Raw genomic sequence first — 23,382 nt, forward strand, 5'->3', positions numbered from 1 at the left:
GCTACGCTGCCTGTGTGTTCACAGGCATCCCTGCCGCGGCTCTCGACTTCTACGAAGATCTGGCCGCTGACAACAGCAAGGCTTTCTGGACTGCGCACAAGGACGTTTACGACAGCGCGGTGAAGGCTCCGATGACGGCGCTCATGGCCGAACTCGAACCGGAATTCGGCACGGCGAAGATCTTCAGGCCGTTCCGGGACGTGCGTTTTTCCAAGGACAAAACGCCCTACAAGACGGCGCAGGGCGCGGTGGTTCGTACCGGTGCCGGCGCGGGTTACTACGTGCAGATCGACGCGTCCGGGCTGTACCTGGGCGGCGGTTTCTATTCGGGGATGCCCGAGCAAGTTGCGCGCTTCCGGGCGGCGGTGGACGAAGAGGTCCGCGGCGCGGAGTTGATCGCGATCCTGGACAAACTACGCAAAGCGAAGTTCACGGTCGGCGGCGATCAACTGAAGACGAAGCCGAAAGGGTACGAGGCCGATCACCCGCGCATCGAACTGCTTCGGCACAAATCGCTCGTGGTCAGCAAGTCGGTCGGGTGCCCCGACTGGCTACACACCAAGCGCGCGGCGACGGAGGTACGCAAGTCCTGGGAAGCCATCCGACCGTTGGTCGAATGGCTCGCCGCCGTTGTCGGTTAGCTCCGCGTAGCGAGCACCAGCGCGAACCGGTCCTCCGGATCGGTCCACACATGCTCTATCCCGAACTCTGCAGCGCGCAGCTCGTCGGCAATGCCGTCGAGGCGGAACTTCGCCGAGATCTCCGTGCGCATCTGCTCCCCCGCCGCGAATGACACCGTGAGGTCGAGGTCGCGGACGTGCACCGTCATATCGGACGTCGCTTCGAGGCGCATCTCGATCCACTCGCTGTGCTCATCCCAGAGCGCGATGTGTTCGAAGCGCTCCGGCTCGAAGTCCGCAGCCAGTCGCTTGTTCAGCACGTGCAGCACATTTCGGTTGAACTCCGCGGTGACCCCCGCCGCGTCGTCGTACGCGGGAACCAGCACTGCCGGGTCGATGACCAGCCCGACGCCCATCAGCAGGTGCTCCCCCGGGTCCAGTACCTCTGCGATGCTGCCCAGAAACTCGGAGCGCTCCTCCGGGACGAGGTTACCGAGTGTGCCCCCGAGGAACGCGATCGTGCGACGACCGCCGCTGGGCAGGTTGTGCAGAGTGTCGGTGAAGTCGCTGACGACACCGTGGACGTTCAGCCCCGGAAAGTCCAGGCGCAGCTGGTCGATTGCCCCGGACAAGGCCGACGGCGAAACATCTTGCGGCACATACTGCTCCAAGGTTCCCTCGGCGGTCATCGCATCCAGGAGCAGCATGGTCTTCTCCGACGATCCGGAGCCGAGCTCGACCAAAATCTGCGTGGCACTGAGCTTCGCGATCTCGGCTGCCTTCGCCCGCAACAGTTCTCGTTCGGTTCGTGTCGGGTAGTACTCCGGCAGTTCGGTTATCGCACCGAACAGTTCGCTGCCGCGGGCATCGTAGAACCACTTGGGCGGCAGCGACTTCGGCGTGGCAGTGAGTCCTGCCGATGCGTCCTGCCGAAGCGCTTCGGTCATCTGATCTTCGGACAGGTGGATCTCAAGCGTCGGCGCGCTCATCGTTCTCCTCGAATGTTGCGAATCTGCCCGGTTCACAGCGGTTCGATCGAGACGTGTCCCGGTCGTGCAATGACGAGGCGTCGGTCGGGAATGGATTGCCAGGCAGGGTTGCCGTCGTAGGGTTCGGAACTGACACAGACACTGTCGTCATCGACGAGCACCGACAGCGAGTGGTAATAGGTAGTTGCCCAGATACTTTCGCCGTCGCCGAGCAAGAGGTTGAGTCGCGCGCCCGCGACGGCGACCCGCTTGATCACTTCCACAAGCGCAAGTTCGGGAACGTCGACTTGCAGGCACGCTTGCAACAGCAGCCAAAGTCCCGCCGAGTCGGTCGGCGACTCGAGGTCGAGCAACGCAACGTCTCCGACGTCCGGTGCCGCCGCGGCGATCGACTGCCGCCAGTCTGGCACGACCCCGTTGTGGCTGAATGCCCAACGGCCCGACGTGAACGGCGCGCACGCGGACCGCTCGACCGGCATACCGACCGTCGCCGACCGGACAGCCGCAACTACCGCGGTAGACCTGATTTCCGAGAGCACCTCGTCGACCGCCGGATCCGACCAGATCGGCATCGGGTTTCGGTATCGTCGCGCGTCGGAGCCGGCCTGTGGCCACCAGGCGACGCCGAACCCGTCGGCGTTGATCGTGCCCCCACCACGCGTGTCCCGCGGGGCCCACGACTGGGTGCGCAGCGAATGCGCGCCCCGCGTCACCGGTTCGGCGACGGGTACCGCGGGACCTACATAACCCAGATGACGGCACATGGTTCAGCGCAGCTCGTCTTCGGAAAGATCACGTGCACAACGGAATCCGGAGAATATCTGTCGCCTGATCGGGTGATCCCAGTTCCGGAAGGTACCCCGGCACGCAACCGGATCGGTGCCGAACGAGCCGCCACGCAGGATTCGGTAGTCACCACCGAAGAAGACCTGCGAATATTCGGCGTACGGGAACACCTCGAAACCCGGATAGGGCTCGAAACCGGACGACGTCCACTCCCACACATCGCCGATGAGCTGATGCACGCCTGCGGCCGATGCGCCGGAAGGATACGCGCCGACATCCGCAGGTTCGAGGTGCTGCTGACCCAGGTTTGCCCGCACAGCCGTCGGCTCGTCGTCACCCCACGGAAAGCGCCGGGCTGCGCCAGTTTCCGGGTCGAACCGCGCAGCCTTCTCCCATTCGGCTTCGGTCGGCAGTCGCCTGCCCACCCACCGTGCGTACGCCTCGGCTTCGTAGAAGCACACGTGCACGACCGGCTGCGCCGGGCGTAGTGGCGTCATCACTCCGAATTTGCGGCGCCACCAGCGACCGTTCGGATCCTGTTCCCAGAACTGCGGCGCGGTCAGTTGCGCCTCCTGCCTGTGCGCCCAGCCACGCTCACTCCACAGTTCGGGACGTTCGTACCCGCCGTCGTCGATGAACGCCAGGTACCGCTCGTTGGTGACTGGTGCCGCGTCGATTGCGAAGGCGGGAACGTGGACTCCGTGCGCGGGTTTCTCGTTGTCCAGCGCCCACGGGTCGGTCGAGGTACCCATCATGAACTCGCCGGCCTCCACGACAACCTCACCAGCGACCTGAACACCGGCCGCTGGGGGCGGGGGCGCATCGAGAACGGCTGGGCCACTGCGCAGTTGGTGTGTAGCGAGCATTGTCTCGTCGTGCTGCTGTTCGTGTTGAGCGATCATCGCGAAAGCGAAACCGTCCTGCTCGATTCGCCTTCCCCGCAACGGACTTCGGTCGAGCACGTCGAAGACCTTGTCGCGCACAGTGCCGACGTAGGACCGCGCTTCCTTCGGCGTCAGCAACGGCAGGGCAGGCCTGTTCGCGCGCGCGTGTTTGAAAGCGTCGTACAACTCGTCGATGTCACTACGGACGGGTTCCCGCCCACCGACATCGCGCACGAGCCATAGCTCTTCCTGGTTTCCGATATGCGCGAGGTCCCAGACCAGCGGGCTCATCAGCCGTGAATGCTGGGCCACCAGTTCATCTTCGTCGAGGCAATCGGTGAGCGCGATGGATCGTGCGCGACTGCGTTCGAGCACCTCACCCAGCTTCCCGCGAAGCAACTCGGTGTCGCTGCTCATCCTTGCTCCTCCTTCGTGGGTGGCCGGCCGGTGCGACATCGCTGCGCTGCGTCGGACAGTAGCGATTTGCCTTCGGGCCACACCACACGTTCGGCGGCGAGGTCGAGCAAAGCGACTGCGGTAGAACGCAACTCAGCGTCGGCGAGGCCGAACTCCGCCGCATCCCACCACCGATGTGCGGTGGCAGCGGCTATGTCTGTCGCCTGGGCGACCACCTCGGGGGCGGACATGAGCGCGTCGAAGACTGCGATCGGCACCTGCCAGAGGTCGCCCGGTTGCGCGTCGATGTAGCGGACTTCGAGATGGCCGGCGGCCCGCACGGGCGGGAACAAGGTAGTGAGGTGATAGTCGAGATCCTGACGGGTCGGCCTGCGGCCGATCTCCTCGTCGAGCGAGCCGTCGATCCACGCACCGAAGGTCGCCCCGGCGGGAGCAGCCCAATTGGTGCCCGGCCGGCCGACGACACACAGCAACGGAACATCGAGTGCCCAGCGGGCGTACCCCGCGATCGGGTCGGCGTCGGTCACCGGAACGGAGGTCCTGCTCGGGTCGAGTTGCAGCCACGCCCGCATGCGTTGCGAAGCCCAGCTGCCGGCGGGCGCGCCGTGCAAGTTCGGCGAGCAGGCGAATGCGGCCAGCAGCGCCGGGCCGATCGCATTGAGCGCGCTCCAACGGGCCGCGATGTCCTTCTCGTCTGCACCGGCATCGACGCTGACCTGCGTCGCAGCTGTGTTGCACATCATCTGTGTGCCGAATGAACCCACTGCACCGAACACATCTTCCATGGCGCAGTAACGCGAGGACAACAAGATTCGGCGTGGGGGACGGTGTGCGTCGGCAGCGTGGTCGACCGTTGCGATGGAATGTGCTGCGAGCAGACTGCGCAGATATGCGGCGTCGGCGGAAAGCGAGCGGCAGAGTTGCTCAGCGGACGAAAAGGGTGCGCTGGAAATTTCGATTTGGCCACCAGGTTCGACGGTGACGAAGCTTCCTCCCGGGAGTGGCCTGGCCGGTGCGGACGAAGCAATTGTCTTGGGTGCGTACGACCCGAGTGCGACAGCAAGGGTCGAGGAGCTCGGCCTCGAACAGTCCCCGTCGTCACATACGGTCAGCCATTCGAGTTCGGCACCGATCAATTCGGGTGGACCGACCTTGAAGCACACACCACCGACGTACGCTTCGGCTGCAGCGCGTGAATTCAGCAGCTTGGTATCGAGCGCTATCGCCATGACGACCTCCGATCTCGGCCAGTAATACCCACTCCCGGCGATGTTAGACACTGCCTCCGACACTAAACGCGGATCGAGGCGCCTGCACCCACCAGTTCACGATTTCGTCAGATGTTCGACCGCGGGAAACCGGCACACCGGATGGGTGTGAGCGGCTGGGTAACCGAGCGCCGATCGCAATGCGATTGCAGCGCGCGGCGGTGAGGTCCGGCTATACAGTTGCAGCGCATTCACATAGAGCGCATCTCCTGTGCAGCGCCGCAGCGAAAGGCCTTTCCTTGACCAGAGCAGTTCTCGTAACACTCGCAATCGCCGGATCGCTCTGTGTGGCCGGGTGTTCGGAGACGACGAACAACGAAGAGGCACCCGCGAGCAGTTCGACGGCAACGTCCGCGAGCACGACGCCGACCAGCGCGACCGTCACCAACGCGCCTGTGCCGCCGCCGACCGTTGTACCGACCTTGCCACCTGCTCCGCCGACAACCCATGCGACCGGCCTGCTGCCGCCGGAGACCACACACGAGACCGGCCTGCTGCCACCCGAAACCACACACGAGACCGGCCTGCTCCCGCCCGAAACCACCCACGAAACCGGCCTGCTCCCGCCCGAGACGACGCCGGCGACGGGTCTGCTGCCGCCCGAACCGATCGATCCGAACAACTGACAGCCCTGATCTGTCGGACCGACTCGCTACCGTAGCGGTATGGGGATCCTGGGGCGCGGGCTGTCGATTGCATTGCTGGCAGCGCTTGTCGGCGTAGGCCTTCCAGGTTCCGCAGCAGCCGATCCGGCGCCGGGAACAGTCACATCGACGAGTTCCCTCGAACCCGAGTTCGCGATTCCGGGTGCCGCTTCGTCGACACGGGTGACCTACTGGACGACGGGGCCTACGCAGAGCCCCGCGCTCAGTACCGGCGTGGTGTCGCTCCCGCCGGGCACTCCTCCGCCGGGCGGGTGGCCTGTTGTTTCGTGGGCGCACGGCACTGTTGGCGTCGGAGATCAGTGCGCTCCCTCGGTTCGCCCGCTGGACGCCAGGGACAGCCGATACCTCGCGCACTGGCTGGCCCAGGGCTACGCGGTCGTCGCGACCGACTACGCCGGCCTCGGCTCTCCCGGGCCGCATGCGTACCTCGAGAAGACATCCGCTGCCAGAAGTGTCGTCGACATGGTGCGGGCGGGCCGTGCGGTCGAGCCCACCCTGTCGGACCGCTGGCTGGCTGTGGGCCAGTCGCAAGGTGGCCACGCCGCCGTGCAGGCGGCGCACATCGCGACCGCCTACGCACCGGAACTCGACTTCCGCGGCGCGGTTGCCACGGGTACCGCTTCGAATCTCGAGTACGCATTTCAGATCGGCGGGCCGTGGATCCCCGGCCTCGGCGTCGACGGACTCAACGTCTTCGCCGCCTACATCTTGGCCGGCTTGCGCGAAGCCCGTCCCGACGTGGACGTCGACAGCTATCTGACACCGATCGGCAAAGCCGAAGTCGACGGCGTCGAAGACAGTTGTCCGGGAGACTTGCGGGCCGAGCACGAGTCGGTCGGCGCAATGCTGTCGCGGCCGATCGGCGGTTCGGCGATGTTCGACGCCTTGTCGCAATACCTCGGCGTCCCGACCGCCGGCTACGACCGGCCGCTTTTCCTCGGCCAGGGCGTCATCGACACCATGGTCCCTTCGCCACTATCGGTGAAGTTGCTCGCGGATCTGCGTGCGTCGGGGACCGACGTGACCTACGTGCCATACCTGTTCGCCGACGGCGAGTTCGTCGGACACGGTGGCTCGATGATCGCGTCACTTGCCGATACGACGCCGTTCGTTCACCGCCTGCTCGATCCTGCGTGACGGTGGCCGTGGGTACTGTCGCTGCCATGCCTTTCGATCTGGATCGCGTGCGGCAGGACACACCGGGCTGCTGGGACAAGGTTTTCCTCGACAGCGCCGGATCGTCGCTTCCCCCAACGGTTGTCGTCGATGCCGCGGTCAGCCATCTGCGGCGGGAAGCGGAGGTCGGCGGCTACCGCGCGGCCAACGAGCGTCTCGCGGACCTCGCCGCTGTCAAGTCGTCGATCGGTACCCTTATCAACGCACCCGCGAGCTCGATTGCCCTGAGCGACAGCGCAACCCGATCCTGGACCGACTTCTTCTACGCCGTCCCACTCGGTCCGGGTGACCGCATTCTGATCAGCGAGGTCGAGTACGCGAGCAACGGCATTGCGGCTCTGCAACGCGCGGCCCGGGCCGGCGCCCGAGTCGAAACGATTCCCAGCGACAGCTCCGGCCAAGTCGACCTGGAGGCTCTGGACCGGATGCTCGACGACCGCGTCGCGATCGTCTCCCTCGTCCATGCACCGACCAACGGTGGCCTGCTGAATCCTGTGCGCGAAGTCAGCGACCTGGCGCATCGGGTCGGCGCGCTCGTGCTGCTCGATGCCTGCCAGTCCGTTGGTCAGGTCGTCGTCGACGTCGCCGAACTACAGGTCGACGCACTTTCCGTGACGGGCCGAAAGTGGCTGCGCGGGCCGCGCGGGACCGGATTTCTCTACATCGATCCGGCGCTCGATCTGGCGCCCGCGACTCTGGACCTGCACAGCGCCCAATGGTCGACCGAGACCGAGTTCCGCGTTGCCGACGACGCGTCGCGGTTCGAGTTCTGGGAGTGCGATGTGGCGGCCCGACTGGCCTTGGGCGCCGCTGTCGACTATCTCCTCGACATCGGCCAAGCGACCGTGCGGACCGAAATTGCAGACCGCGCCACCTACCTTCGCGACGCCCTGCAGTCGGTCCCGAACGCCACGGTCCGCGACCTTGGCACCCTGCAGAGCGGCATCGTCTCGTTCACCGTCGACGGTGTCGAACCGACGGACGTGCGGGACCGGCTCGCCACCGCGGACATCACCGTCACGGTCAGCCATCGCAGTTCGACGTTGCTCGATATGAGCCACCGAGGGCTGCAAGCGGTCGTGCGAGCATCGCCGCACTACTTCGTCTCCTACCCCGAACTGGACCGTTTCGTCGATGCAATTTCGGCTCTGTAGTGCACCTGCGGTAAAGTACTCGGCGTTGTCTCGGCGAGGGTGACTGCGAAGATGTCAGCTTGCTTCGCTCACCGTGATCGACGCGGCTACGGCTCCCGGCCGTCCCCGTCTGTCCGCTCCTTGCCGCGACGAGTTGACCACCGCCGGATATCAGTTTCAAGGAGCCGTTCCCCTCATGGCAGACAAGAATCGCCTCACCGCAATCGTCCGCACCGAATTCGGCAAGGGCGCGGCTCGACGCACCCGTCGCGACGGCCAGGTGCCTGCCGTGCTCTACGGCCACGCAACCGACCCACAGCACCTCGCGCTCGATTCGCGCGCGTTCGCGAAGGTTCTGCGTGACAACGGCACCAACGCGCTGCTGTACCTCGACATCGCAGGTAAAGAGCAGATCGCGCTGACCAAGTCGGTCGTCGTGCACCCGATCCGTCGCTACATCGAGCACGCCGACCTCCTTGTGATCAAGAAGGGCGAGAAGGTTACCGTCGACATCCCGGTCATCGTCACCGGCGATGCCGCCCCCGGCACCCAGATCGCACAGGACGCCAACACCATCTCGATCGAGGCAGACGCCCTCAGCATCCCCGAGTCGGTAGAGGTTTCGATCGAGGGCCTCGAGGCCGGCAGCCAGATCCTCGCAGGTCAGATCGCACTGCCCGAAGGCTCGACCCTGCAGTCGGACCCGGAGACGCTCGTCGTGAACGTCAACGTCGAATCGGCGGCCGAAGAGCCCGAGACCGAAGAGGGCGAAGCGGCCGAGGGTGAAGCTGCTGAAGGCGAAGCCGCTGAAGGCGAAGCTGGCGAGGGCGAAGCAGCCGAGGCTTCCGAGAGCTGATGTCGAGTCCGACGACGGGCCCGGCGCTCGTCGTCGGACTTGGAAATCCCGGCACCCAGTACGAAAAGACTCGGCACAACGTCGGGTTCATGGTTGCCGATGTGCTTGCCGACCGAGTCGGCGCCAAGTTCGGCCTGCACAAGAAGTCGGGTGCAGATGTTGTAGAAGCGCGGCTCGGCGATCGCAAGATCGTAATCGCCAAGCCGCGCTCGTTCATGAATGTCTCGGGCCAACCGGTTGCGGCTCTGGCCCGCTTCTTCTCTGTTCCGGTAGAGGACATCGTCGTGTGTCACGACGAACTCGACATCGATTTCCGTGTTGTTCGGCTCAAGCGCGGCGGCGGCGAGGGTGGCCACAACGGCCTGCGTTCGATCTCCAGCGCCGTCGGCACGAAGGAATACCTGCGGACGCGGATCGGGATCGGCCGTCCGCCCGGTCGCATGGATCCAGCCTCCTACGTGCTGAAACCGTTCTCTGCCGCGGAACGCAAAGACCTCGGCGTCGTATGTGAGGAAGCCGCCGATGCGGTCGAGCTACTGCTGCAGGTCGGCCTCGAAGCCGCGCAGAACAAGCTGCACTAGCCCACCGACAGGCAGCCCTGCAGCGTCTGGAAGTCACCGGCAAACCCGAAGCCGCCCGAGCAGGTCGGCCGCGTGACGCCATCGATCGCGACGGTTGCTCCGGGACCCGCAATTCCGATCGACAAGCCAGGGCGGACACCTTCCGCGGACACAACCGCGCCCGGACCGACCGCGATGGCCGCGGGACCGGACAGGTTCTGCGATTCCGATGCGGCGACGCCGCCACCCTGCGCAATCGCGAGCGCGAGGCTTTGCGGACCCGCGTCGGCCGTAGCATCGGCGCCGAGTCCGTATGCCGCTGCAGCACTACCGCCGACGCTGGTCGCGGAACAACTCGAGTCGTCGCCCGGAACCGACGAACTGCTCGCACCGGGCGCCTGGCAGGGTGCGACGGGCGCAGCGCCCGCGCTCGGCGCACCGAGGACCGCAAGGGAACTCGTTACACCGACACCGAAACATACTGCAATTACACGATTTCTGATCGACGGCATTGTCTATCTCCTTTGGATGTGTTGTTACTGAGTGATTCCTGTTGCGGCGCAGCAGTATTGCCACAATGTTTCCAGCTCGCCGCTGGACTCACGAGTACGGCGGACGTAATGCGTGGGCCGTGGTCGACGGTCGTGCCAGAACGTCCCGCCAGGGGGTGCGGGTTCGGTGGCCGCTAGCCACAAAATCGTGTCCGCGCCCTGATCGGGTGTGCGCAGCAGCGGTTCGGTGATGCGCCGGAAGGTTGGAAGCGATTCCGCGACACCGGGCGTGTCGGCCCAACCGGGATGCATGCAGTACGTCGAGATCCCGTGCGCAGCCCAGCGCCGATTCAGCTGCGGCGTCAGCGCGACCTGCATTCGCTTCGTCCTCGCGTAGGCGGTCGCAGGTTTGTATTCGCTTGCGCGGTAGTCGATATCGTCGGTAACCAGCGACTGCGCGTACATGCCACCCGACGACACGAGAATCACGCGTGGATCGTCGGCTGCAGCGAGTGCCGGAAGGACGCTTTCGGTCAGCCGCATCGGGCCGAGCACATGGGTCGCGAGCGTGAGTTCGTGCCCTTCGACGGTCTCTTCGCGCGACGGCGGCATGACTCCCGCGTTGTGGACGAGCACGTCGATCCGCTCGACTCGCTCGCACAACCGCGCACCCAGCGTTCGCACGTCGGCCAGATTCGCAACGTCGCAGATTTCGACTCGGACGTCTGCGCTCGGTACCGCGCGACAGATGGCGTCGCGCGCGTTCTCGCCCTTCTGCAGATTCCGAACTACAACGACCACCACGGCGCCCAGCCTTGCGGCCCCGCGAGCGGCGGCGAGGCCGAGCCCCGCTCCAGCGCCGGTCACGACGACCGACTTACCTGACAGCGCAGACGGACCTGGGTCGTCGTCCCAGCGCATCGACCGCACGGCGTACCCGAGACGGCTGTAGCCGGGCACGATCGTGCGGTCGAGCACGCTGTCCAGAACCCCCGCGACACCCGACTTGATACTCATGACGCCACCGCCAGATCGGCACGCTCGGCCTTGTTCGAGACGTTGGCGAGCATGCCGCTGAAGACGAGGCCATGGAACGGCAACACGGAGTACCAGTACGCCCGGCCGGCGAGCCCGCGCGGAACGAAAATGGCACGTTGGTCCAGCCTGGCGCGGTGCGGACCCAGGCGAGTCACACGGAACTCCAGCCACGCGCGACCGGGCACTTTCATCTCTGCTCGCAGCCGAAGTACCCGACCGCGCTCGATGTATTCGACGCGCCAGAAGTCGAGGGCCTCCCCGGTGTGCAGGCGGCGCGGATCTCGGCGCCCGCGCCGCAAGCCCACGCCGCCGGCCCAGCGATCGATCCACCCGCGCACAGACCACGCCAACGGGAACGAGTACCAACCGTTCTCTCCGCCAATGCTTTCCACGACGTCCCACAGGTCTGCGGGATCGGCATCGCAGTCGCGAGCGCGAAAGTCGGTGTAGACGGTCTCCCCCGACCAGTCCGGGTCCGACGGCAGCGCATCCGACGGTGCGCCGTGGATCGTGGCATTCGACCAGCTCGTCTCGGTGTCACCATTTTCGATGCGCTTCAGTGCGAGGCGGACCGCCTCTCGATAGGTCGTCAGTCCGCCCTCTGGCGGGGCGATCAGATCTTCGATGCTGTGCTCGCGGGCGATCGCCTCACATTGCACGGACTCGACGAGCGGCGCGGCCAGACCATGTGGGAGCGGTGTGACGAGGCTGATCCAGCCCTTGGCAAGTCTCGGCGTGAGGACCGGAAGCACAAGGATGCGACGCTTACGCAAGCCCGCGACCTCGGCGTACACCTTCATCGTGCTCTCGTAGGTGAGCACGTCGGGGCCGCCGATGTCACTGGCCTGGTTCACCGGTTCCCGCAGTTGCGCGGCGGCGAGCAAGTAGTGCAGGACGTCCCGGATCGCGATCGGCTGAATCTTGTTGTGGACCCACTTCGGTGTCGTCATGACGGGAAGCCGGTTGGTGAGATGGCGAATCATCTCGAAAGACGCAGAGCCCGAACCGATCACGGTTCCGGCCTGCAATGTCAGGCAGGGCACCCCGGATTCGCGCAGAATCCGGCCCACCTCGGCTCGCGATTTCAGATGTGGAGACAGGGTGCCGCCGGGTGGATGGAGACCGCCGAGGTAGACGATCTGGCGCACGCCCGCCTTCCGGGCGGCCGCGGCGACGTTCAGCGCGCTCTCCCGTTCCGCGTCGGCGAACTTCGCCGCGGAACCCATCGAATGGACGAGGTAGTACAGCACGTCGATGTCGCGACACGCGTCTTCCAGCGTGGCCGGATCGCTCAGGTCGCCCTTCACGATATCGACGTCGTCCGCCCACGGTACGTCGCGCAATTTGTCGGGTGTACGCACCAAAACGCGAGTCGGATGACCTGCTGCCGCCAGCCGTGGCGCGAGGCGGCCGCCGATGTAGCCGGTGGCTCCGGTTACGAGACACCTGGCGGACGTGTTTTCCGGTCCGGTTGCGGACATATTCGTCATGTATCTCTCAGCGTCGGTCGGTGAAAGGACTCACCCCACCGTACGCCGGATGCATCGTTAGTGCATCGATTTAGTCTCGTCCGCCGATAAGGGCCGTGGAGTTCGACCGCCGCAGCTTGCCCGACGAGGTCTTCGGAATCGCACCCGGTCCGAGCACGGCCACTGTCCGTGGCCGCACCCCGACCTCCGAGAACACCGCGTGGACGACCTCGCGCTCGATTCGCTTCACCTCGTCGTGATCGTCGATCCGATTGGTCTCGACCGCGACGGCAAAGCTTTCCCGCTTCTCACCCGCGTCGAGTCGCACGGCAACGGCATTGCCCGGCCGGACGCCGCGAACCGACGCAGCTGCCCGCTCGATGTCGGTCGGGTAGATGTTGCGACCACCCATGATGATGACGTCCTTGACTCGACCGCAGACGACGACAAGACCCTCTTCGGTGAAGTAGCCGACGTCACCGGTGTTGAGCCAGCCGTTCTCGTCCTGCGCAGGACGGTGCCCGTCGACGGTGATGTAGCCCGGCGTGACAGCCTTTCCGCGCACCTCGATGGTGCCGACACCCCGCGCGCCGAGCACGCGACCGTCCGCGTCGACCACTCGACCTTCGAGGTTGTCGACGAGATGACCGAGAGTCGCGAGCTTTCGCACGTTGCCCTTCGTCGCTGGAACGGCACGGCCGACCGCTTCGAGGAGGTCGGCGTCGACTATGTCGAGCACTTGGCCGCGACCCGGATCCGGCACCGAGACAGCGAGAGTCGTCTCCGCCATCCCGTAGACCGGCGTCAAGGCCATCGGATCGAGCCCGAACCGTGCGCCCGCCTCGGCGAGCGCGTCCATGGTGTCGGGGTCGACCGGTTCGGCGCCGTTCCACATGTAACGAACACTCGACAGGTCGAGGTCGCTGTCCGGCGCTTGCGCGAGCCGACGTGCCAGCAGCGAATAGGCGAAATTCGGTGCCGCCGTGACGGTTCCGCGGTACTTGCTGATCAATTCGGCCCACAACAGCGGCTTGCGCAGGAAGTCGAGCGGCGTGACACTGACCACCTCGGCGCCGTATTGCATTGGCACGCTGAGGAATCCGACCATCCCCATGTCGTGGAACAGCGGCAACCAGCTGACCATCACATCATGGTCGGTCTGGAATTTGATGCGGTCGATCATCGCGTAGGCGTTGACGTAGAAGTTCTCGTGCGTGATCTGCACAGCCTTCGGGCTGCCGGTCGAACCGGAGGTCAGCTGCTGCAACGCGATATCGGACTCGCTGGTTTCGACCGGGTCGATGTCGCGGCCCTCGTGCATGCGGTCGATCGTCAGGATGCCGATGCCACGCTCGAGCAGCAGCGGCGCAGCCGCTTCGAACGGCGCGCCGAGGACGACCGCCTTGGCCGAGATCATCCCGATCACGGCCTCGGTATCTTTCGCCCAGGCCGCGAGGTCGGTGCGGGGAGTCGGCTGATGCAACATCGTCACGGCGGCGCCGCGCATCCAGGCAGCCTGGCAGGCCGGTGCAATATCTGCCGGCTGACCAGCCAAGATACCGACCGCATCGCCGTGCCCGATCCCGGCGTCGGCAAGCGCTCCGGCCATGCGCCGCGCCGCTCGATGGATCTCACCCCACCCCTGGCGCCGCGGTGCATCGGGCTCGCCCGTGACCAGTCCGCGGGACGACGTCGCCGCGGTTGCATACATTTCGTCGGTAAACCTGCTCATGCGAACTCCTACGAGGAAGCGGCCCGCCCGGTTCAGCGGTGGATGATGCAGGTGGTCGTACCGTGCGCGACCAGACGCCCCTTGTCGTCGACGACCCGCCCTTCGGCGGTAGCCGTCTTGCCACCCACGTGGATCGTCGTTCCTGTCGCGGTGAGCCGGGTGCCATCGACGGGCACCGGCCGAATGTAGTTGACCTTGAGCTCGAGGGTGCCGTATCCGACGCCCGCCTCCAGCGTGCTGTGGACTGCACACCCCATGACCGAATCGAGGAGCGTCGCGCAGATGCCGCCGTGCAGGGTGCCGAGCGGGTTCGAGAAGTTCGGCCGGGTGCGGAGGCCGAAGACGACCCTGCCGTGCTCGATCTCGTCCATTTCCATCCCGAGCAGGTCACCGATGAATTCAGGGCGATCCGGCGTGGTCATCGCCAGGCGGAGGAGTTCCAGTCCGGTCAACTTCGTCACGTCGAATACGGCTTCGGCAGTCACATCTGTCCCCAATCGTCTGTGGACCGATTGGTCCATGTGTTTCTATGAGAACATGGACCAATCGGTCCATGCAAGAAGCTGTGAGGAGCGCAACATGACCGCGGAAGGCCCTGGCCCGCGCGAGCGGCTGATCGCGAGCGCTATTGCCCTGGTTCGCGAAGAAGGCGTGCACGCCGCCGGGCTCGCCGAGCTCCTAGCCCGCAGCAATACCGCCCGAAACTCTCTCTACCAGCACTTTCCCGCCGGTAAGAGCCAACTGATCGAAGAGTCGACGCGAGTCGCGGGCGCGCACATGACGCGCACGCTGACCAAGCTGACCGAAGGCGGATCTCCCGAAGAGTGGATCGCGAAGTTCGTCGGATGGTGGAAGAAGAACCTGCAGGCGACCGAGTACGTCTTCGGCTGCCCGGTCGTGGGTGCCGCACTCGCCGAATCCGAACCGGCAATTCAGGCCGCTGCAGGCGAGGCCTTCACGACGTGGGGCGAGATCATCGCCGCATCACTGATCGGCGCCGGAGTGCCCGAGCAAGACGCGGGGTCGTTGGGCAGGTTTGTGCTCTCCGCTATCGAGGGCGCCGTCATCCAAGCGCGGGCGACGAAGTCGGTCGTAGCGCTCGACGATGCGCAGCGGTACGTGGTCGACTGCGTCGCCCGTGCGCGGTTGGCGAGTCCAGGGACTCGCTGACCGCGCACGGGCGTGTAGAAGTCGCGGCAGAACCGACTGCCGACCGGCTAGGTCACCCGCGCGAAACGGCGCACGTGCTGATCGACGGTGCCGTATTCGTTCTCGATCGCGGTCAGTCGCTTGAAGTAGTGCCCGATTGCCAGCTCCTCGGTCATGCCCATCGCACCGTGCAGTTGCACAGCGTTCTGACCGACGAACCGAGCCGCTCGACCTATTGTCACCTTGGCAGCCGATACTGCACGCGCGCGTTCGTCGGGCGCCGAATCCAGTTTCAGGACAGCGAGATACACCGCTGCGACGGCCTGCTCCAACTCCATGTACATGTCGACCATGCGGTGCTGCAGCGCTTGGAAACTGCTGATCGGCTGACCGAACTGTTGGCGCTGCTTCGTGTATTCGACGGTGTCGGCGAACACCTTTCGCATCAGTCCGACGGCTTCCGACGCAACAGCGGCGGTCGCTTCGTCGAGCGCTCGTTCGACCGAGTTCCACGCCTCACCCTCGACTCCGAGAAGCGCATCGGCGGGCAACCGCACGTCTGTGAGAACGATGTCCGACGCGCGGCGGTCGTCGATCGTTCTGTAGCTCTCGACGCTCACACCGGAGGGCGGGTTGCTCGCATCGAAATCGACGACGAACAGCGAGATTCCGGCCCCGTCACGCTGCTGTCCAGACGTACGCGCGGTGACGAGCAGATGCGTCGCAAGCGGCGCCGCCGATACGACGATCTTCGTGCCGTTCAGAACCCACGAGTCGCCCTCGCGGCGGGCCGTGGTCGAAACATCCCGAAGGTTGTAGCCCGACGTCGGTTCGGTCGCTGCGAGCGCCGTGACGAGATGGCCGGACGCGATTCCGCTCAACAGTTCCTCGGCACGTTCACCGCCCGCGCGCTGCAGCAACCCGCCGCCGATCACAACGGTGTCGACGTACGGCTCGGTCACGAGCGCGTGGCCGAGAGCCTCTGTCACGATCATCATCTCGACGGGACCACCGCCCAGGCCGCCGACCTCCTCGGGAAACGTCGCACCGAGAATGCCGAGTTCGTCGGCAAAGCTGCGCCAGACGTCCGGCTGCCAACCGGCACCGGTCTTGGCGGCGATCCGGCTCTTCTCGAGGTCGTAGCGCGTCGAGAGAAACTTCACGACGGTGTCGCGGAGGAGTTGCTGCTCGTCGGTCAGTGTGAAATCCATCAGAGCCCCAATGCTGCTTTGGCGAGAATGTTTCGCTGAATCTCGTTGCTACCCGCGTAGATCGAGCCCGCGCGGTCGTTGAAGTAACGCAGTGGCGCAACGGCCTGCCACTCGTCCCCGCTGACGTAACCGTCTGCAGGAGGGGTGAAATCCGGGATCGGACCGCCGGGTTTCGTCGCATGCGGTTGGTAGACGCGACCACGTGGTCCGGCTGCTTCGAGCGCGATTTCGGTGATCGCCTGACTCAGCTCGGTGCCGAGGATCTTCAGCATCGACGACGCCGCACCGGGGTTCTTTCCGGCGGCCATCGCCGAGATGGTCCGGTACTCGAGCACCTCGAGGACGTCGGTCCGGATGCGAGCCTCTGCCAGTTTCGCCGAGAAGGCGGGGTCGTCGAGAAGCGGTCCGCCGTCGGGTCCGGGCTGGGTCGCTGCGACTTCGGCGATCGAATCGGTCCACACCTGCAACATCGGCGCGAGCGCGCCGCCGCGCTCGAAGACGAGGAGGTACTTCGCGACGGTCCAGCCCTCGTCGATCTTGCCGAGCACATTCGCCTTCGGCACCCGCACGTTGTCGAAGAAGACCTGGTTCTGGACCTCTTCACCCGACGTCATGACGAGCGGCCTGATCTCGATGCCCGGAGTGTTCATGTCGATCAACGCGAACGTGATGCCCTGCTGCTTGCGACCGGTCTTCGAGGTGCGTACGAGGCAGAAGATCCAGTTCGCCTCGGTCGCGTGGGTGGTCCAGATCTTGCTGCCGGTGCACACGAGATCGTCGCCGTCGTCGACGGCTGCCATGCTCAGCGACGCTAGGTCGGACCCGGACTCGGGCTCGGAATACCCCTGGCAGAAGAACACCTCGCCGGTCAGGATTCGCGGCAGGAAGTACGCCTTCTGCTCGGGAGTTCCGAAGCCGACGATCGCGTGTGCGACCATCCGAATGCCCATCGGCGAGAGGAAGGGCGCTCCGGCGAGCGTCGATTCGCGGCTGAAGATGTAGTGCTGGGCAAGGTTCCAATCGCAACCGCCGTGCTCGACCGGCCAGCCCGGCGCTGCCCAACCCCGCTCGTGCAGGATGTGCTGCCACTCCATGCTGGCTTCGTGATCGGAATACACACTCGTCATCAACCGGCCGGCGCGGCGCAGGTCCGGCGTCAGCTTCTCGTCCAGGAAAGCGCGCACCTCGTCCCGAAAGGCGAGGTCGGCTTCCGACCACTCCAGATCCATTCGCGCTCCTTAAGTCAGCGTGGGTCAGTGAGAGAGTATCGCTACTTATCTCTCACGCGTCGAATCGGACTATACGCCGTACGTCTGGCACTTCCGAATTCACGTCTCGACTGCCCACCCAGGTAACGTAGGACGACGACTACTAGGAGGAACAGCGTGACCACGGCGCCAGAACCGGCGAATTTCGAGGCGGCGCCCGGAACCCTGCAAGGCGAGGCCACGCGGCGACGGACATTCGCCGTCATTTCCCATCCCGACGCAGGCAAGTCCACGCTGACCGAAGCCCTCGCCCTCCACGCAAAGATGATCTCCGAGGCCGGTGCCATCCACGGCAAGGCCGGCCGCCGCTCGACCGTCTCCGACTGGATGGAGATGGAGAAGGCCCGCGGCATCTCGGTGAGTTCGACTGCGCTGCAGTTCAATTACCGGTCCGCCGACGGGTCCGAGAACGTCATCAACCTGGTCGATACTCCCGGCCACTCCGACTTCTCCGAAGACACCTATCGCGTCCTCACAGCGGTCGACGCCGCAGTCATGCTCATCGACGCCGCAAAAGGTCTCGAACCGCAGACCCTCAAGCTCTTCCAGGTCTGCCGCCACCGGGGTATCCCGGTCATCACAGTCATCAACAAGTGGGACCGCCCAGGTCGGGAGCCGCTCGAATTGCTCGACGAGATCAACGAGCGGATCGGTCTCGTCCCGACTCCCCTGTTCCTTCCGGTCGGTATCGCAGGTGATTTCCGTGGCCTGCTGCGCCGCGGGACCGACGGTGAACCGCTCGAATACATCCGCTTCACGCGTACCGCCGGTGGCGCAACCATCGCGCCGGAAGAATTACTGACGCCCGAAGCCGCAGCCGCCCGCGAGGGCGCGGACTGGGAGACGGCTGTCGAGGAAAGCGAGCTGCTGTCAGCAGCCGAGCAAGACCACGACCAGTCTCTGTTCCTTTCCGGGAACACCTCGCCCGTCATCTACGCGTCCGGAATGCTCAACTTCGGCGTCCGTCAGCTTCTCGAGACACTCGTCGAACTCGCGCCGCCGCCACGCAGCCGCGACGACATCGCCGGTAACCCGCGCGAGATCTCCGACCCGTTCAGTGCGGTCGTGTTCAAGGTCCAGGCGGGCATGGACACTGCGCATCGCGACCGGCTGGCGTTCATGCGAATCGTGTCCGGCATTTTCGAGCGCGGCATGGTTGTCACGCACGCCCAGACCGGCAAGCCGTTCACAACGAAGTACGCGCTGACCGTGTTCGGCCGGGAACGGTCGACGGTCGAGTACGCGTACCCAGGTGACGTGGTCGGGCTGGTGAACGCGACGGCGCTGGCACCGGGGCACACGCTGTACGTCGACAAGAAGGTCGAGTTTCCGCCGATCCCGTCGTTCGCACCGGAGCACTTCTCGATCCTGCGTGCCGAAAGTGCCAGCAAGTACAAGCAGTTCCGCCGCGCGGTGGACCAACTCGATTCCGAGGGCGTTGTCCAGGTGCTGCGCAACGACATTCGCGGCGATGCGTCACCGGTGCTCGCTGCCGTCGGTCCGATGCAGTTCGAGGTCGTCAGTGCGCGCATGAAGGCCGAGTTCAACGTCGAGGCCCGCATGGAACCGCTCGGCTACGGACTGGCCCGGCGCACCGACGCTGCCTCGGCCGACGAGCTGGGTCGCCAGCGTGGTGTGGAGGTATTCACGCGTTCGGACGGGGTCCTTCTCGCGTTGGTCACCGACAAGTGGCGGCTACAGTACATCCAGAAGGAACTGCCGCAGCTGACGCTCGAACCGTTGGTCGCGACGGCCGACTGAACCCGTCTAGGGCCACAACACATCCCGCACCCACCCGGCATCTTCACGCCGGTAGCGCCAGCGCAGATGTCGCCGGCCCGGGTCGGCCTGCCAGAACTCCACCGTCTCAGGTTCGAGGCACCACGCGCGCCAATGCTCGGGAACGTGATCCGGATCGGCCGCCACACGCGCGGCGGCCCGATCCACTGCGCCGCGGTAATCGTCGTCGCTCCGCAAAACCTCACTCTGGCGACTCGCCGCCGCGACGGCCCGCGCGGTCGGTGAGCGGTCGCGGAAATCGCGCGCCGCGACATCGGAGTCACCTGCGGACACCGCACCCGAGACTCGAACCTGCCGACCGTGTTCGCGCCAGTAGAAGGCCATCGAGGCTGCCGGGTTGGCCTTCAGCGCAACACCTTTCGGCGAAAATTCCGGACCGGAAAACCACCAGCCGGAATCGGTGACGTCACGCAGAACGACCACCCGGGCATCGGGGCGACCCGCCAGCGCCGTTGCGACCACACAGATGTGCGCCTCCTCGATGCCGCTCGACGCGGCCGTTTCGAGCCACTCCAGAAAGACCTCGTGGGGTGCGAGTCCCGCAGCCGGCGGCGCAGTATCGGGAATGGTCAGTTGCGCCATGGGCAATGAACGCAACCACGCTCTGGTGTCAGGAAAATTCGCCCTGCTCACTCCTCGCCCTTCGCCGGCCCGGTCAGCATCCACCGATGACCGAACGGGTCGATCAGGGTCGCGTTCCGGCGGCCGTAGTTCTCCGAGATCCAGCGCTCGACCGTCCCACCGGCGTCGTGCGCCCGTGCCAGCACTTCGTCTGTGTCGTCGACGGGCAGCATCAAGCTCACCGAGGTCGCGCCTGCCTCCGGCGCCGTCAGGCCCATCTCAGGGAATTCGTCTGCGAGATAGACGATCCCGGTCGGCAGCCGGAGTTCGGCGTGGCCGACCCGACCGTCCTCCATGACGATCGGCTCACCGATCAGCTCCGCACCGAAGGCCCGGCGGTACCAGTTGATGGCGCCCATCGCCCCACGGACCGTCAGATACGGCAAGGCTCCTGGCTGCGGGAACTGTCCGTCCACGGCTGTCTCCTACTGCGCGCGCGGTGATTCGAACAACGGACCCGTCGGCAACGCCCACCTGTTGAACGTGAGCTTGAAACTCGGCAAATCCGTTGTCTTGACGACGACTTCGTACGTGCGCTCGTAACCGGTGTGCGAAATTCGCCATTCGCCGTCGTCGCACAAAACGTAGGAATCCGAATAGAAGGCGGCACCCCGCAGCACCATATTGTGCTCGGGAATCAGCACCGTGTCGGCGAGGTACCAGGTGCCGGTTGCAGTGTCGCCTTCGACATTGATTTCGGGATGGTCGCAATGATGTTCCGTGATCACGTGCGGGCCAAGGGTGTTGCGCATGAAATCGACCAGCGCATCACGGGATTCGAATTGCAGGTCGACACCGTAGGTCGCCGTCGCCTTCGGAACGAGCGTGTCGGAGAACTCGTCCCACGACTTCGTATCGAGGGTGCGGAGATATCGGTACTTCAACCGGCTGATGGCTGCGACCGCCTCGAGGTCCATGGTGCATACCATGCCATTACAAAGCGGAATTCATCGCCTTATCGCGCGTTGTTGTTCTTCTCGAGTGGAAAACATGTCTCGCAGAAGTCTTCGCCGAATGCGGAGAGCCGCATACTCTTCCGGACGATCTTGGGAACGCGACCGGCTTTCTTCAATGCCTCGCTCACGTTCGGCTGGACTTCGACAACCATATACAGGCTCAGCTCGGTCGGCTCGTCGGAAACCCAGACCAGTCCGAGGCGAACCAAGTTGACCAGATACGACTTCGCACGCTCGGGGCGGCGGCAGCCGGCCTTCTCCGGAACCATGCTCAGATTCGACGCAATTGTTTCCGCGCCGATGTTCAACGGGCGGTTCGTCCGGACATCGACACACGGCTGCGGACCGTTGTTTGCGAGATACCGCAGGATCCGCGCTTCGTCGGGCGCCAACTCGTCGAGGATGCGTGCGTACGCGGGGTGCAGTTCGTCGGAGCTGTAGACATCCGCCGACATCGCGAGCAGCGCCTCGCCCTTTTTGCGCAACTCTTCCGGCGTCGACGCACCGGCGGTCAGCGCGGCCATCGGACTCGACTGCGGCAACTGCAGGCTCGACGGCACATAGCTGACGATCTCGCGGACAGAGCCCTCGGTGACTCCGAGCGTGTTCCGCACGAGCGTCTGAATGGCCGACGACGCCATCTCCGCGATCTCTGCGTTGGATTCACCGTCCATCGCCGCCTGCACGATCTGCCTGCCGATGTCTACCGCCGAACCGCCGGCTCGCCACGCTGATCCCGCGACCAGACTCGCCAACCGGAATCCACCGCGAAGCAGACGTGCTTCGTTGCTGATCTGACGCTGACCGGGTACTGCGATTTCGTTGCTCATCATCATCCTGGGGGAAAAAGCGCTAGGTGGAGGAAGCCTGCAAACGCGCCGAGGACCCCACCGTGCACGAAGAGTAACCACTCGTCCTGCTTGACCGCCGCACGAAGCATTTGGCCGAAATCCTCGTTGCTGAGTTTACTCATCTGAGTTGTGACGAAGACGCTGATCTTGCTCGCTTGCTTGTCCATGAACTCCGAGTCGACAACGACGTTCGGCATGAACTCGAGGGCGGTGGGAATTACCGACGACTTCATGCGCTCGTATTCGGCGCTACCGATAGCAGTTTTGACGGCGACCCGGGCCCGGCCGACCGCCGAATCCACAGTCTCGTGCATCACCGTCTCGAGTAACTGCATTGCGCGGTCGGAGCGGGGGCCGTGCATGAGTTCGTCGGCCATGTTCTCCAGCGTGATGACTTCTTTGGAAAACATCTCGCCGAACCCGACGGCGATCTCGTCGCGGCGCTTGAGCAGCAGACCTTGGCGCCACGGAATCCACTTGCTGCGATCGACAGGCTCGAAAATCATCGTGAGACCGATGTAGTTGACGATCCAGCCGATGATCACGCCACCCAGCGGCAGCACCCACCAGTAGGGCAGTACCTGCAGGACCGCGACCAGGACGAAGCCCATCGGCAACCCGAAGTAGAAGCCGAAGTTCTGCATGAACCGCAGCTCTTTGGCACCCATAGTGCGGAAGATGTCGTTCAGCAGCTTCGGGTTCTGCGTGAGGATCCGGATCGCCATGAACTTGGCGTCGATCAGGTCGGTGAGATGCTCGCCGATCGCATCGGTGATCTTGCTCGCGTTGGCCGGAAGTTCGGCCTCGACCTTCTTGTAGACGAGTTCCTTCGCAAAGCTCGGCATGTTGTACCAGAGCCGCGGGTTCTCCTTGATCATGATCTGGTCGACGAGACCCCTGACTTCGGGCGTCATGACGCTGACGAAGTACTCCGCAATGGTGTCGGGCTCGAGCTCGCGATAGAAGTCGGAAATATTGCCCAGTTTGACGAGACTCTTGTCGACGGCGATGCTCGCCATCTTCTCGGCCCGCGACGGGACCATCCCCTGCCAACCGAACCGGTGACCATCCTTGAAGGTCGGCAGCACCTGGATGCGCCGCGGCCAATAGGGAAACAGGAATTTCAGACCCGGCACATGAAAGCCGCGGAACTCGATCGGCACGAACAACATGAGGACACCGGTCCAGTTCGTGATGTACCCGATGACTCCTGTGAACAACGGGACGGTGATCAGTTCCATCATCAAATGCTTATCCACGAACGAACCACCTCCTCGAAGACTCGGGCACGCGAACGATACCTTGCCCGAGTCCGATTCCGAGACTCCGAGGGCCTCCACCTGGGAAAACGTGTCCAATCGAACACCGCTGCGTGGCGCCGGTGGTAGCGTCGGGCAGCAGTTCGACCGTGCTTCGAAAGCCGGGAAAAGGCGACCGTGCCA

The 23,382-nt window shown here is 64.8% G+C and carries 24 protein-coding genes; 8 read left to right on the forward strand and 16 right to left on the reverse strand.

Going from position 1 to position 23,382, the window contains the following annotated elements; all coding sequences use genetic code 11:
* Positions 1–14: 14 nt before the first annotated feature.
* Positions 15–641 carry a DUF2461 domain-containing protein gene (locus tag JGU72_RS04955; protein ID WP_199682596.1) on the forward strand — a complete coding sequence of 209 codons (627 nt, stop codon included), beginning with the start codon at positions 15–17 and terminating at the stop codon, positions 639–641.
* Here the strand turns inward: JGU72_RS04955 and egtD are convergent.
* The 4 genes from egtD to egtA are packed head-to-tail and all read right to left on the reverse strand — an operon-like array spanning position 638 to position 4,925.
* Positions 638–1,609, reverse strand: a complete 972-nt coding sequence (gene egtD / locus JGU72_RS04960) for an L-histidine N(alpha)-methyltransferase (protein WP_199682597.1) — start codon at positions 1,607–1,609, stop codon at positions 638–640. The genes JGU72_RS04955 and egtD overlap by 4 nt on opposite strands.
* A 32-nt stretch (positions 1,610–1,641) precedes the next feature.
* Positions 1,642–2,373: an ergothioneine biosynthesis protein EgtC gene (gene egtC / locus JGU72_RS04965; RefSeq protein ID WP_199682598.1), complete on the reverse strand. Its 732-nt coding sequence runs from the start codon at positions 2,371–2,373 to the stop codon at positions 1,642–1,644.
* 3 nt (positions 2,374–2,376) lie between these two features.
* A complete protein-coding gene (gene egtB, locus JGU72_RS04970; RefSeq protein WP_233531109.1) occupies positions 2,377–3,696 on the reverse strand; it encodes an ergothioneine biosynthesis protein EgtB in 1,320 nt (439 codons plus the stop codon).
* A complete protein-coding gene (egtA, locus tag JGU72_RS04975; RefSeq protein WP_199683210.1) occupies positions 3,693–4,925 on the reverse strand; it encodes an ergothioneine biosynthesis glutamate--cysteine ligase EgtA in 1,233 nt (410 codons plus the stop codon). Before egtA ends, egtB begins: the two co-directional genes overlap by 4 nt.
* A 278-nt stretch (positions 4,926–5,203) precedes the next feature.
* Here egtA and JGU72_RS04980 point away from each other — a divergent pair, with 278 nt between their 5' ends.
* From JGU72_RS04980 to pth, 5 genes are all read left to right on the forward strand, one after another.
* The gene (locus JGU72_RS04980) at positions 5,204–5,590 is read left to right on the forward strand and encodes a hypothetical protein (protein ID WP_199682600.1); all 387 of its coding nucleotides are present in this window, start codon (positions 5,204–5,206) and stop codon (positions 5,588–5,590) included.
* Between the two features lie 39 nt (positions 5,591–5,629).
* On the forward strand, positions 5,630–6,766 hold the full coding sequence (locus tag JGU72_RS04985; protein ID WP_199682601.1) for a lipase family protein: 1,137 nt from the start codon (positions 5,630–5,632) through the stop codon (positions 6,764–6,766).
* 26 nt (positions 6,767–6,792) lie between these two features.
* Positions 6,793–7,959 carry an aminotransferase class V-fold PLP-dependent enzyme gene (locus tag JGU72_RS04990; protein ID WP_199682602.1) on the forward strand — a complete coding sequence of 389 codons (1,167 nt, stop codon included), beginning with the start codon at positions 6,793–6,795 and terminating at the stop codon, positions 7,957–7,959.
* A 175-nt stretch (positions 7,960–8,134) separates the two neighbouring features.
* Positions 8,135–8,794, forward strand: a complete 660-nt coding sequence (locus JGU72_RS04995; RefSeq protein ID WP_199682603.1) for a 50S ribosomal protein L25/general stress protein Ctc — start codon at positions 8,135–8,137, stop codon at positions 8,792–8,794.
* The gene (gene pth, locus JGU72_RS05000; protein WP_199682604.1) at positions 8,794–9,375 is read left to right on the forward strand and encodes an aminoacyl-tRNA hydrolase; all 582 of its coding nucleotides are present in this window, start codon (positions 8,794–8,796) and stop codon (positions 9,373–9,375) included. The genes JGU72_RS04995 and pth overlap by 1 nt, the downstream gene beginning before the upstream one ends.
* On the opposite strand, the gene JGU72_RS05005 is transcribed toward pth, so the two are convergent.
* From JGU72_RS05005 to JGU72_RS05025, 5 genes are all read right to left on the reverse strand, one after another.
* Entirely contained in the window at positions 9,372–9,866 is a 495-nt protein-coding gene (locus JGU72_RS05005; protein WP_199682605.1) for a DUF6764 family protein, read from the reverse strand. The genes pth and JGU72_RS05005 overlap by 4 nt on opposite strands.
* A gap of 24 nt (positions 9,867–9,890) precedes the next feature.
* On the reverse strand, positions 9,891–10,862 hold the full coding sequence (locus tag JGU72_RS05010) for an SDR family NAD(P)-dependent oxidoreductase (RefSeq protein ID WP_199682606.1): 972 nt from the start codon (positions 10,860–10,862) through the stop codon (positions 9,891–9,893).
* Entirely contained in the window at positions 10,859–12,364 is a 1,506-nt protein-coding gene (locus JGU72_RS05015; protein WP_199683211.1) for an SDR family oxidoreductase, read from the reverse strand. Before JGU72_RS05015 ends, JGU72_RS05010 begins: the two co-directional genes overlap by 4 nt.
* Positions 12,365–12,443: 79 nt before the next feature.
* The gene (locus tag JGU72_RS05020) at positions 12,444–14,084 is read right to left on the reverse strand and encodes a fatty acyl-AMP ligase (RefSeq protein ID WP_199682607.1); all 1,641 of its coding nucleotides are present in this window, start codon (positions 14,082–14,084) and stop codon (positions 12,444–12,446) included.
* Between the two features lie 32 nt (positions 14,085–14,116).
* A complete protein-coding gene (locus JGU72_RS05025; RefSeq protein ID WP_233531573.1) occupies positions 14,117–14,506 on the reverse strand; it encodes a PaaI family thioesterase in 390 nt (129 codons plus the stop codon).
* A 157-nt stretch (positions 14,507–14,663) separates the two neighbouring features.
* Here JGU72_RS05025 and JGU72_RS05030 point away from each other — a divergent pair, with 157 nt between their 5' ends.
* Positions 14,664–15,254, forward strand: coding sequence for a TetR/AcrR family transcriptional regulator (locus tag JGU72_RS05030; protein ID WP_199682609.1), 591 nt, complete (start codon positions 14,664–14,666; stop codon positions 15,252–15,254).
* A gap of 47 nt (positions 15,255–15,301) precedes the next feature.
* Here JGU72_RS05030 and JGU72_RS05035 read toward each other — a convergent pair whose 3' ends face one another.
* Together JGU72_RS05035 and JGU72_RS05040 are read right to left on the reverse strand one after the other, a co-directional pair.
* Positions 15,302–16,444 (reverse strand): acyl-CoA dehydrogenase family protein, encoded by a 1,143-nt coding sequence (locus JGU72_RS05035; protein ID WP_199682610.1) that lies wholly within the window; start codon positions 16,442–16,444, stop codon positions 15,302–15,304.
* On the reverse strand, positions 16,444–17,673 hold the full coding sequence (locus tag JGU72_RS05040) for an acyl-CoA dehydrogenase family protein (protein WP_199682611.1): 1,230 nt from the start codon (positions 17,671–17,673) through the stop codon (positions 16,444–16,446). Before JGU72_RS05040 ends, JGU72_RS05035 begins: the two co-directional genes overlap by 1 nt.
* A gap of 156 nt (positions 17,674–17,829) precedes the next feature.
* Between JGU72_RS05040 and JGU72_RS05045 the strand changes: the two genes are divergently transcribed.
* Positions 17,830–19,473 carry a peptide chain release factor 3 gene (locus tag JGU72_RS05045; protein WP_199682612.1) on the forward strand — a complete coding sequence of 548 codons (1,644 nt, stop codon included), beginning with the start codon at positions 17,830–17,832 and terminating at the stop codon, positions 19,471–19,473.
* A gap of 6 nt (positions 19,474–19,479) precedes the next feature.
* Here the strand turns inward: JGU72_RS05045 and JGU72_RS05050 are convergent, their stop codons facing one another.
* The 5 genes from JGU72_RS05050 to JGU72_RS05070 form a co-directional block, all read right to left on the reverse strand.
* Positions 19,480–20,094 (reverse strand): pyridoxine/pyridoxamine 5'-phosphate oxidase, encoded by a 615-nt coding sequence (locus JGU72_RS05050; RefSeq protein ID WP_199683212.1) that lies wholly within the window; start codon positions 20,092–20,094, stop codon positions 19,480–19,482.
* Positions 20,095–20,141: 47 nt separating this feature from the next.
* Positions 20,142–20,492 (reverse strand): VOC family protein, encoded by a 351-nt coding sequence (locus JGU72_RS05055; protein ID WP_199683213.1) that lies wholly within the window; start codon positions 20,490–20,492, stop codon positions 20,142–20,144.
* A gap of 66 nt (positions 20,493–20,558) precedes the next feature.
* Complete coding sequence (locus JGU72_RS05060; RefSeq protein ID WP_199682613.1) at positions 20,559–21,050, reverse strand: nuclear transport factor 2 family protein; 492 nt, start codon at positions 21,048–21,050, stop codon at positions 20,559–20,561.
* A gap of 38 nt (positions 21,051–21,088) precedes the next feature.
* Positions 21,089–21,919, reverse strand: coding sequence for an Abi-alpha family protein (locus tag JGU72_RS30555; protein ID WP_233531113.1), 831 nt, complete (start codon positions 21,917–21,919; stop codon positions 21,089–21,091).
* Between the two features lie 2 nt (positions 21,920–21,921).
* A complete protein-coding gene (locus JGU72_RS05070; protein ID WP_199682614.1) occupies positions 21,922–23,199 on the reverse strand; it encodes a DUF445 domain-containing protein in 1,278 nt (425 codons plus the stop codon).
* Positions 23,200–23,382: the final 183 nt, after the last annotated feature.

The sequence above is a fragment of the Antrihabitans auranticaus genome, assembly GCF_016481275.1.
Taxonomy (GTDB): Bacteria; Actinomycetota; Actinomycetes; order Mycobacteriales; family Mycobacteriaceae; genus Antrihabitans.

Bases quoted from the DNA above. Each gene is read 5' to 3' on its own strand.
- JGU72_RS05010 (WP_199682606.1), bottom strand. From the start codon at position 10,862: ATGAGTATCAAGTCGGGTGTCGCGGGGGTTCTGGACAGCGTGCTCGAC.
- JGU72_RS05035 (WP_199682610.1), bottom strand. From the start codon at position 16,444: ATGGATTTCACACTGACCGACGAGCAGCAACTCCTCCGCGACACCGTC.
- JGU72_RS04985 (WP_199682601.1), top strand. From the start codon at position 5,630: ATGGGGATCCTGGGGCGCGGGCTGTCGATTGCATTGCTGGCAGCGCTT.
- JGU72_RS04995 (WP_199682603.1), top strand. From the start codon at position 8,135: ATGGCAGACAAGAATCGCCTCACCGCAATCGTCCGCACCGAATTCGGC.
- egtB (WP_233531109.1), bottom strand. From the start codon at position 3,696: ATGAGCAGCGACACCGAGTTGCTTCGCGGGAAGCTGGGTGAGGTGCTC.
- JGU72_RS05005 (WP_199682605.1), bottom strand. From the start codon at position 9,866: ATGCCGTCGATCAGAAATCGTGTAATTGCAGTATGTTTCGGTGTCGGT.
- JGU72_RS05030 (WP_199682609.1), top strand. From the start codon at position 14,664: ATGACCGCGGAAGGCCCTGGCCCGCGCGAGCGGCTGATCGCGAGCGCT.
- JGU72_RS30555 (WP_233531113.1), bottom strand. From the start codon at position 21,919: ATGAGCAACGAAATCGCAGTACCCGGTCAGCGTCAGATCAGCAACGAA.
- JGU72_RS05040 (WP_199682611.1), bottom strand. From the start codon at position 17,673: ATGGATCTGGAGTGGTCGGAAGCCGACCTCGCCTTTCGGGACGAGGTG.
- JGU72_RS05020 (WP_199682607.1), bottom strand. From the start codon at position 14,084: ATGAGCAGGTTTACCGACGAAATGTATGCAACCGCGGCGACGTCGTCC.
- egtA (WP_199683210.1), bottom strand. From the start codon at position 4,925: ATGGCGATAGCGCTCGATACCAAGCTGCTGAATTCACGCGCTGCAGCC.
- JGU72_RS05050 (WP_199683212.1), bottom strand. From the start codon at position 20,094: ATGGCGCAACTGACCATTCCCGATACTGCGCCGCCGGCTGCGGGACTC.
- JGU72_RS05025 (WP_233531573.1), bottom strand. From the start codon at position 14,506: ATGACCACGCCGGATCGCCCTGAATTCATCGGTGACCTGCTCGGGATG.
- egtC (WP_199682598.1), bottom strand. From the start codon at position 2,373: ATGTGCCGTCATCTGGGTTATGTAGGTCCCGCGGTACCCGTCGCCGAA.
- JGU72_RS05060 (WP_199682613.1), bottom strand. From the start codon at position 21,050: ATGGACCTCGAGGCGGTCGCAGCCATCAGCCGGTTGAAGTACCGATAT.
- egtD (WP_199682597.1), bottom strand. From the start codon at position 1,609: ATGAGCGCGCCGACGCTTGAGATCCACCTGTCCGAAGATCAGATGACC.
- JGU72_RS04990 (WP_199682602.1), top strand. From the start codon at position 6,793: ATGCCTTTCGATCTGGATCGCGTGCGGCAGGACACACCGGGCTGCTGG.
- JGU72_RS05055 (WP_199683213.1), bottom strand. From the start codon at position 20,492: ATGGGCGCCATCAACTGGTACCGCCGGGCCTTCGGTGCGGAGCTGATC.
- JGU72_RS05015 (WP_199683211.1), bottom strand. From the start codon at position 12,364: ATGTCCGCAACCGGACCGGAAAACACGTCCGCCAGGTGTCTCGTAACC.
- pth (WP_199682604.1), top strand. From the start codon at position 8,794: ATGTCGAGTCCGACGACGGGCCCGGCGCTCGTCGTCGGACTTGGAAAT.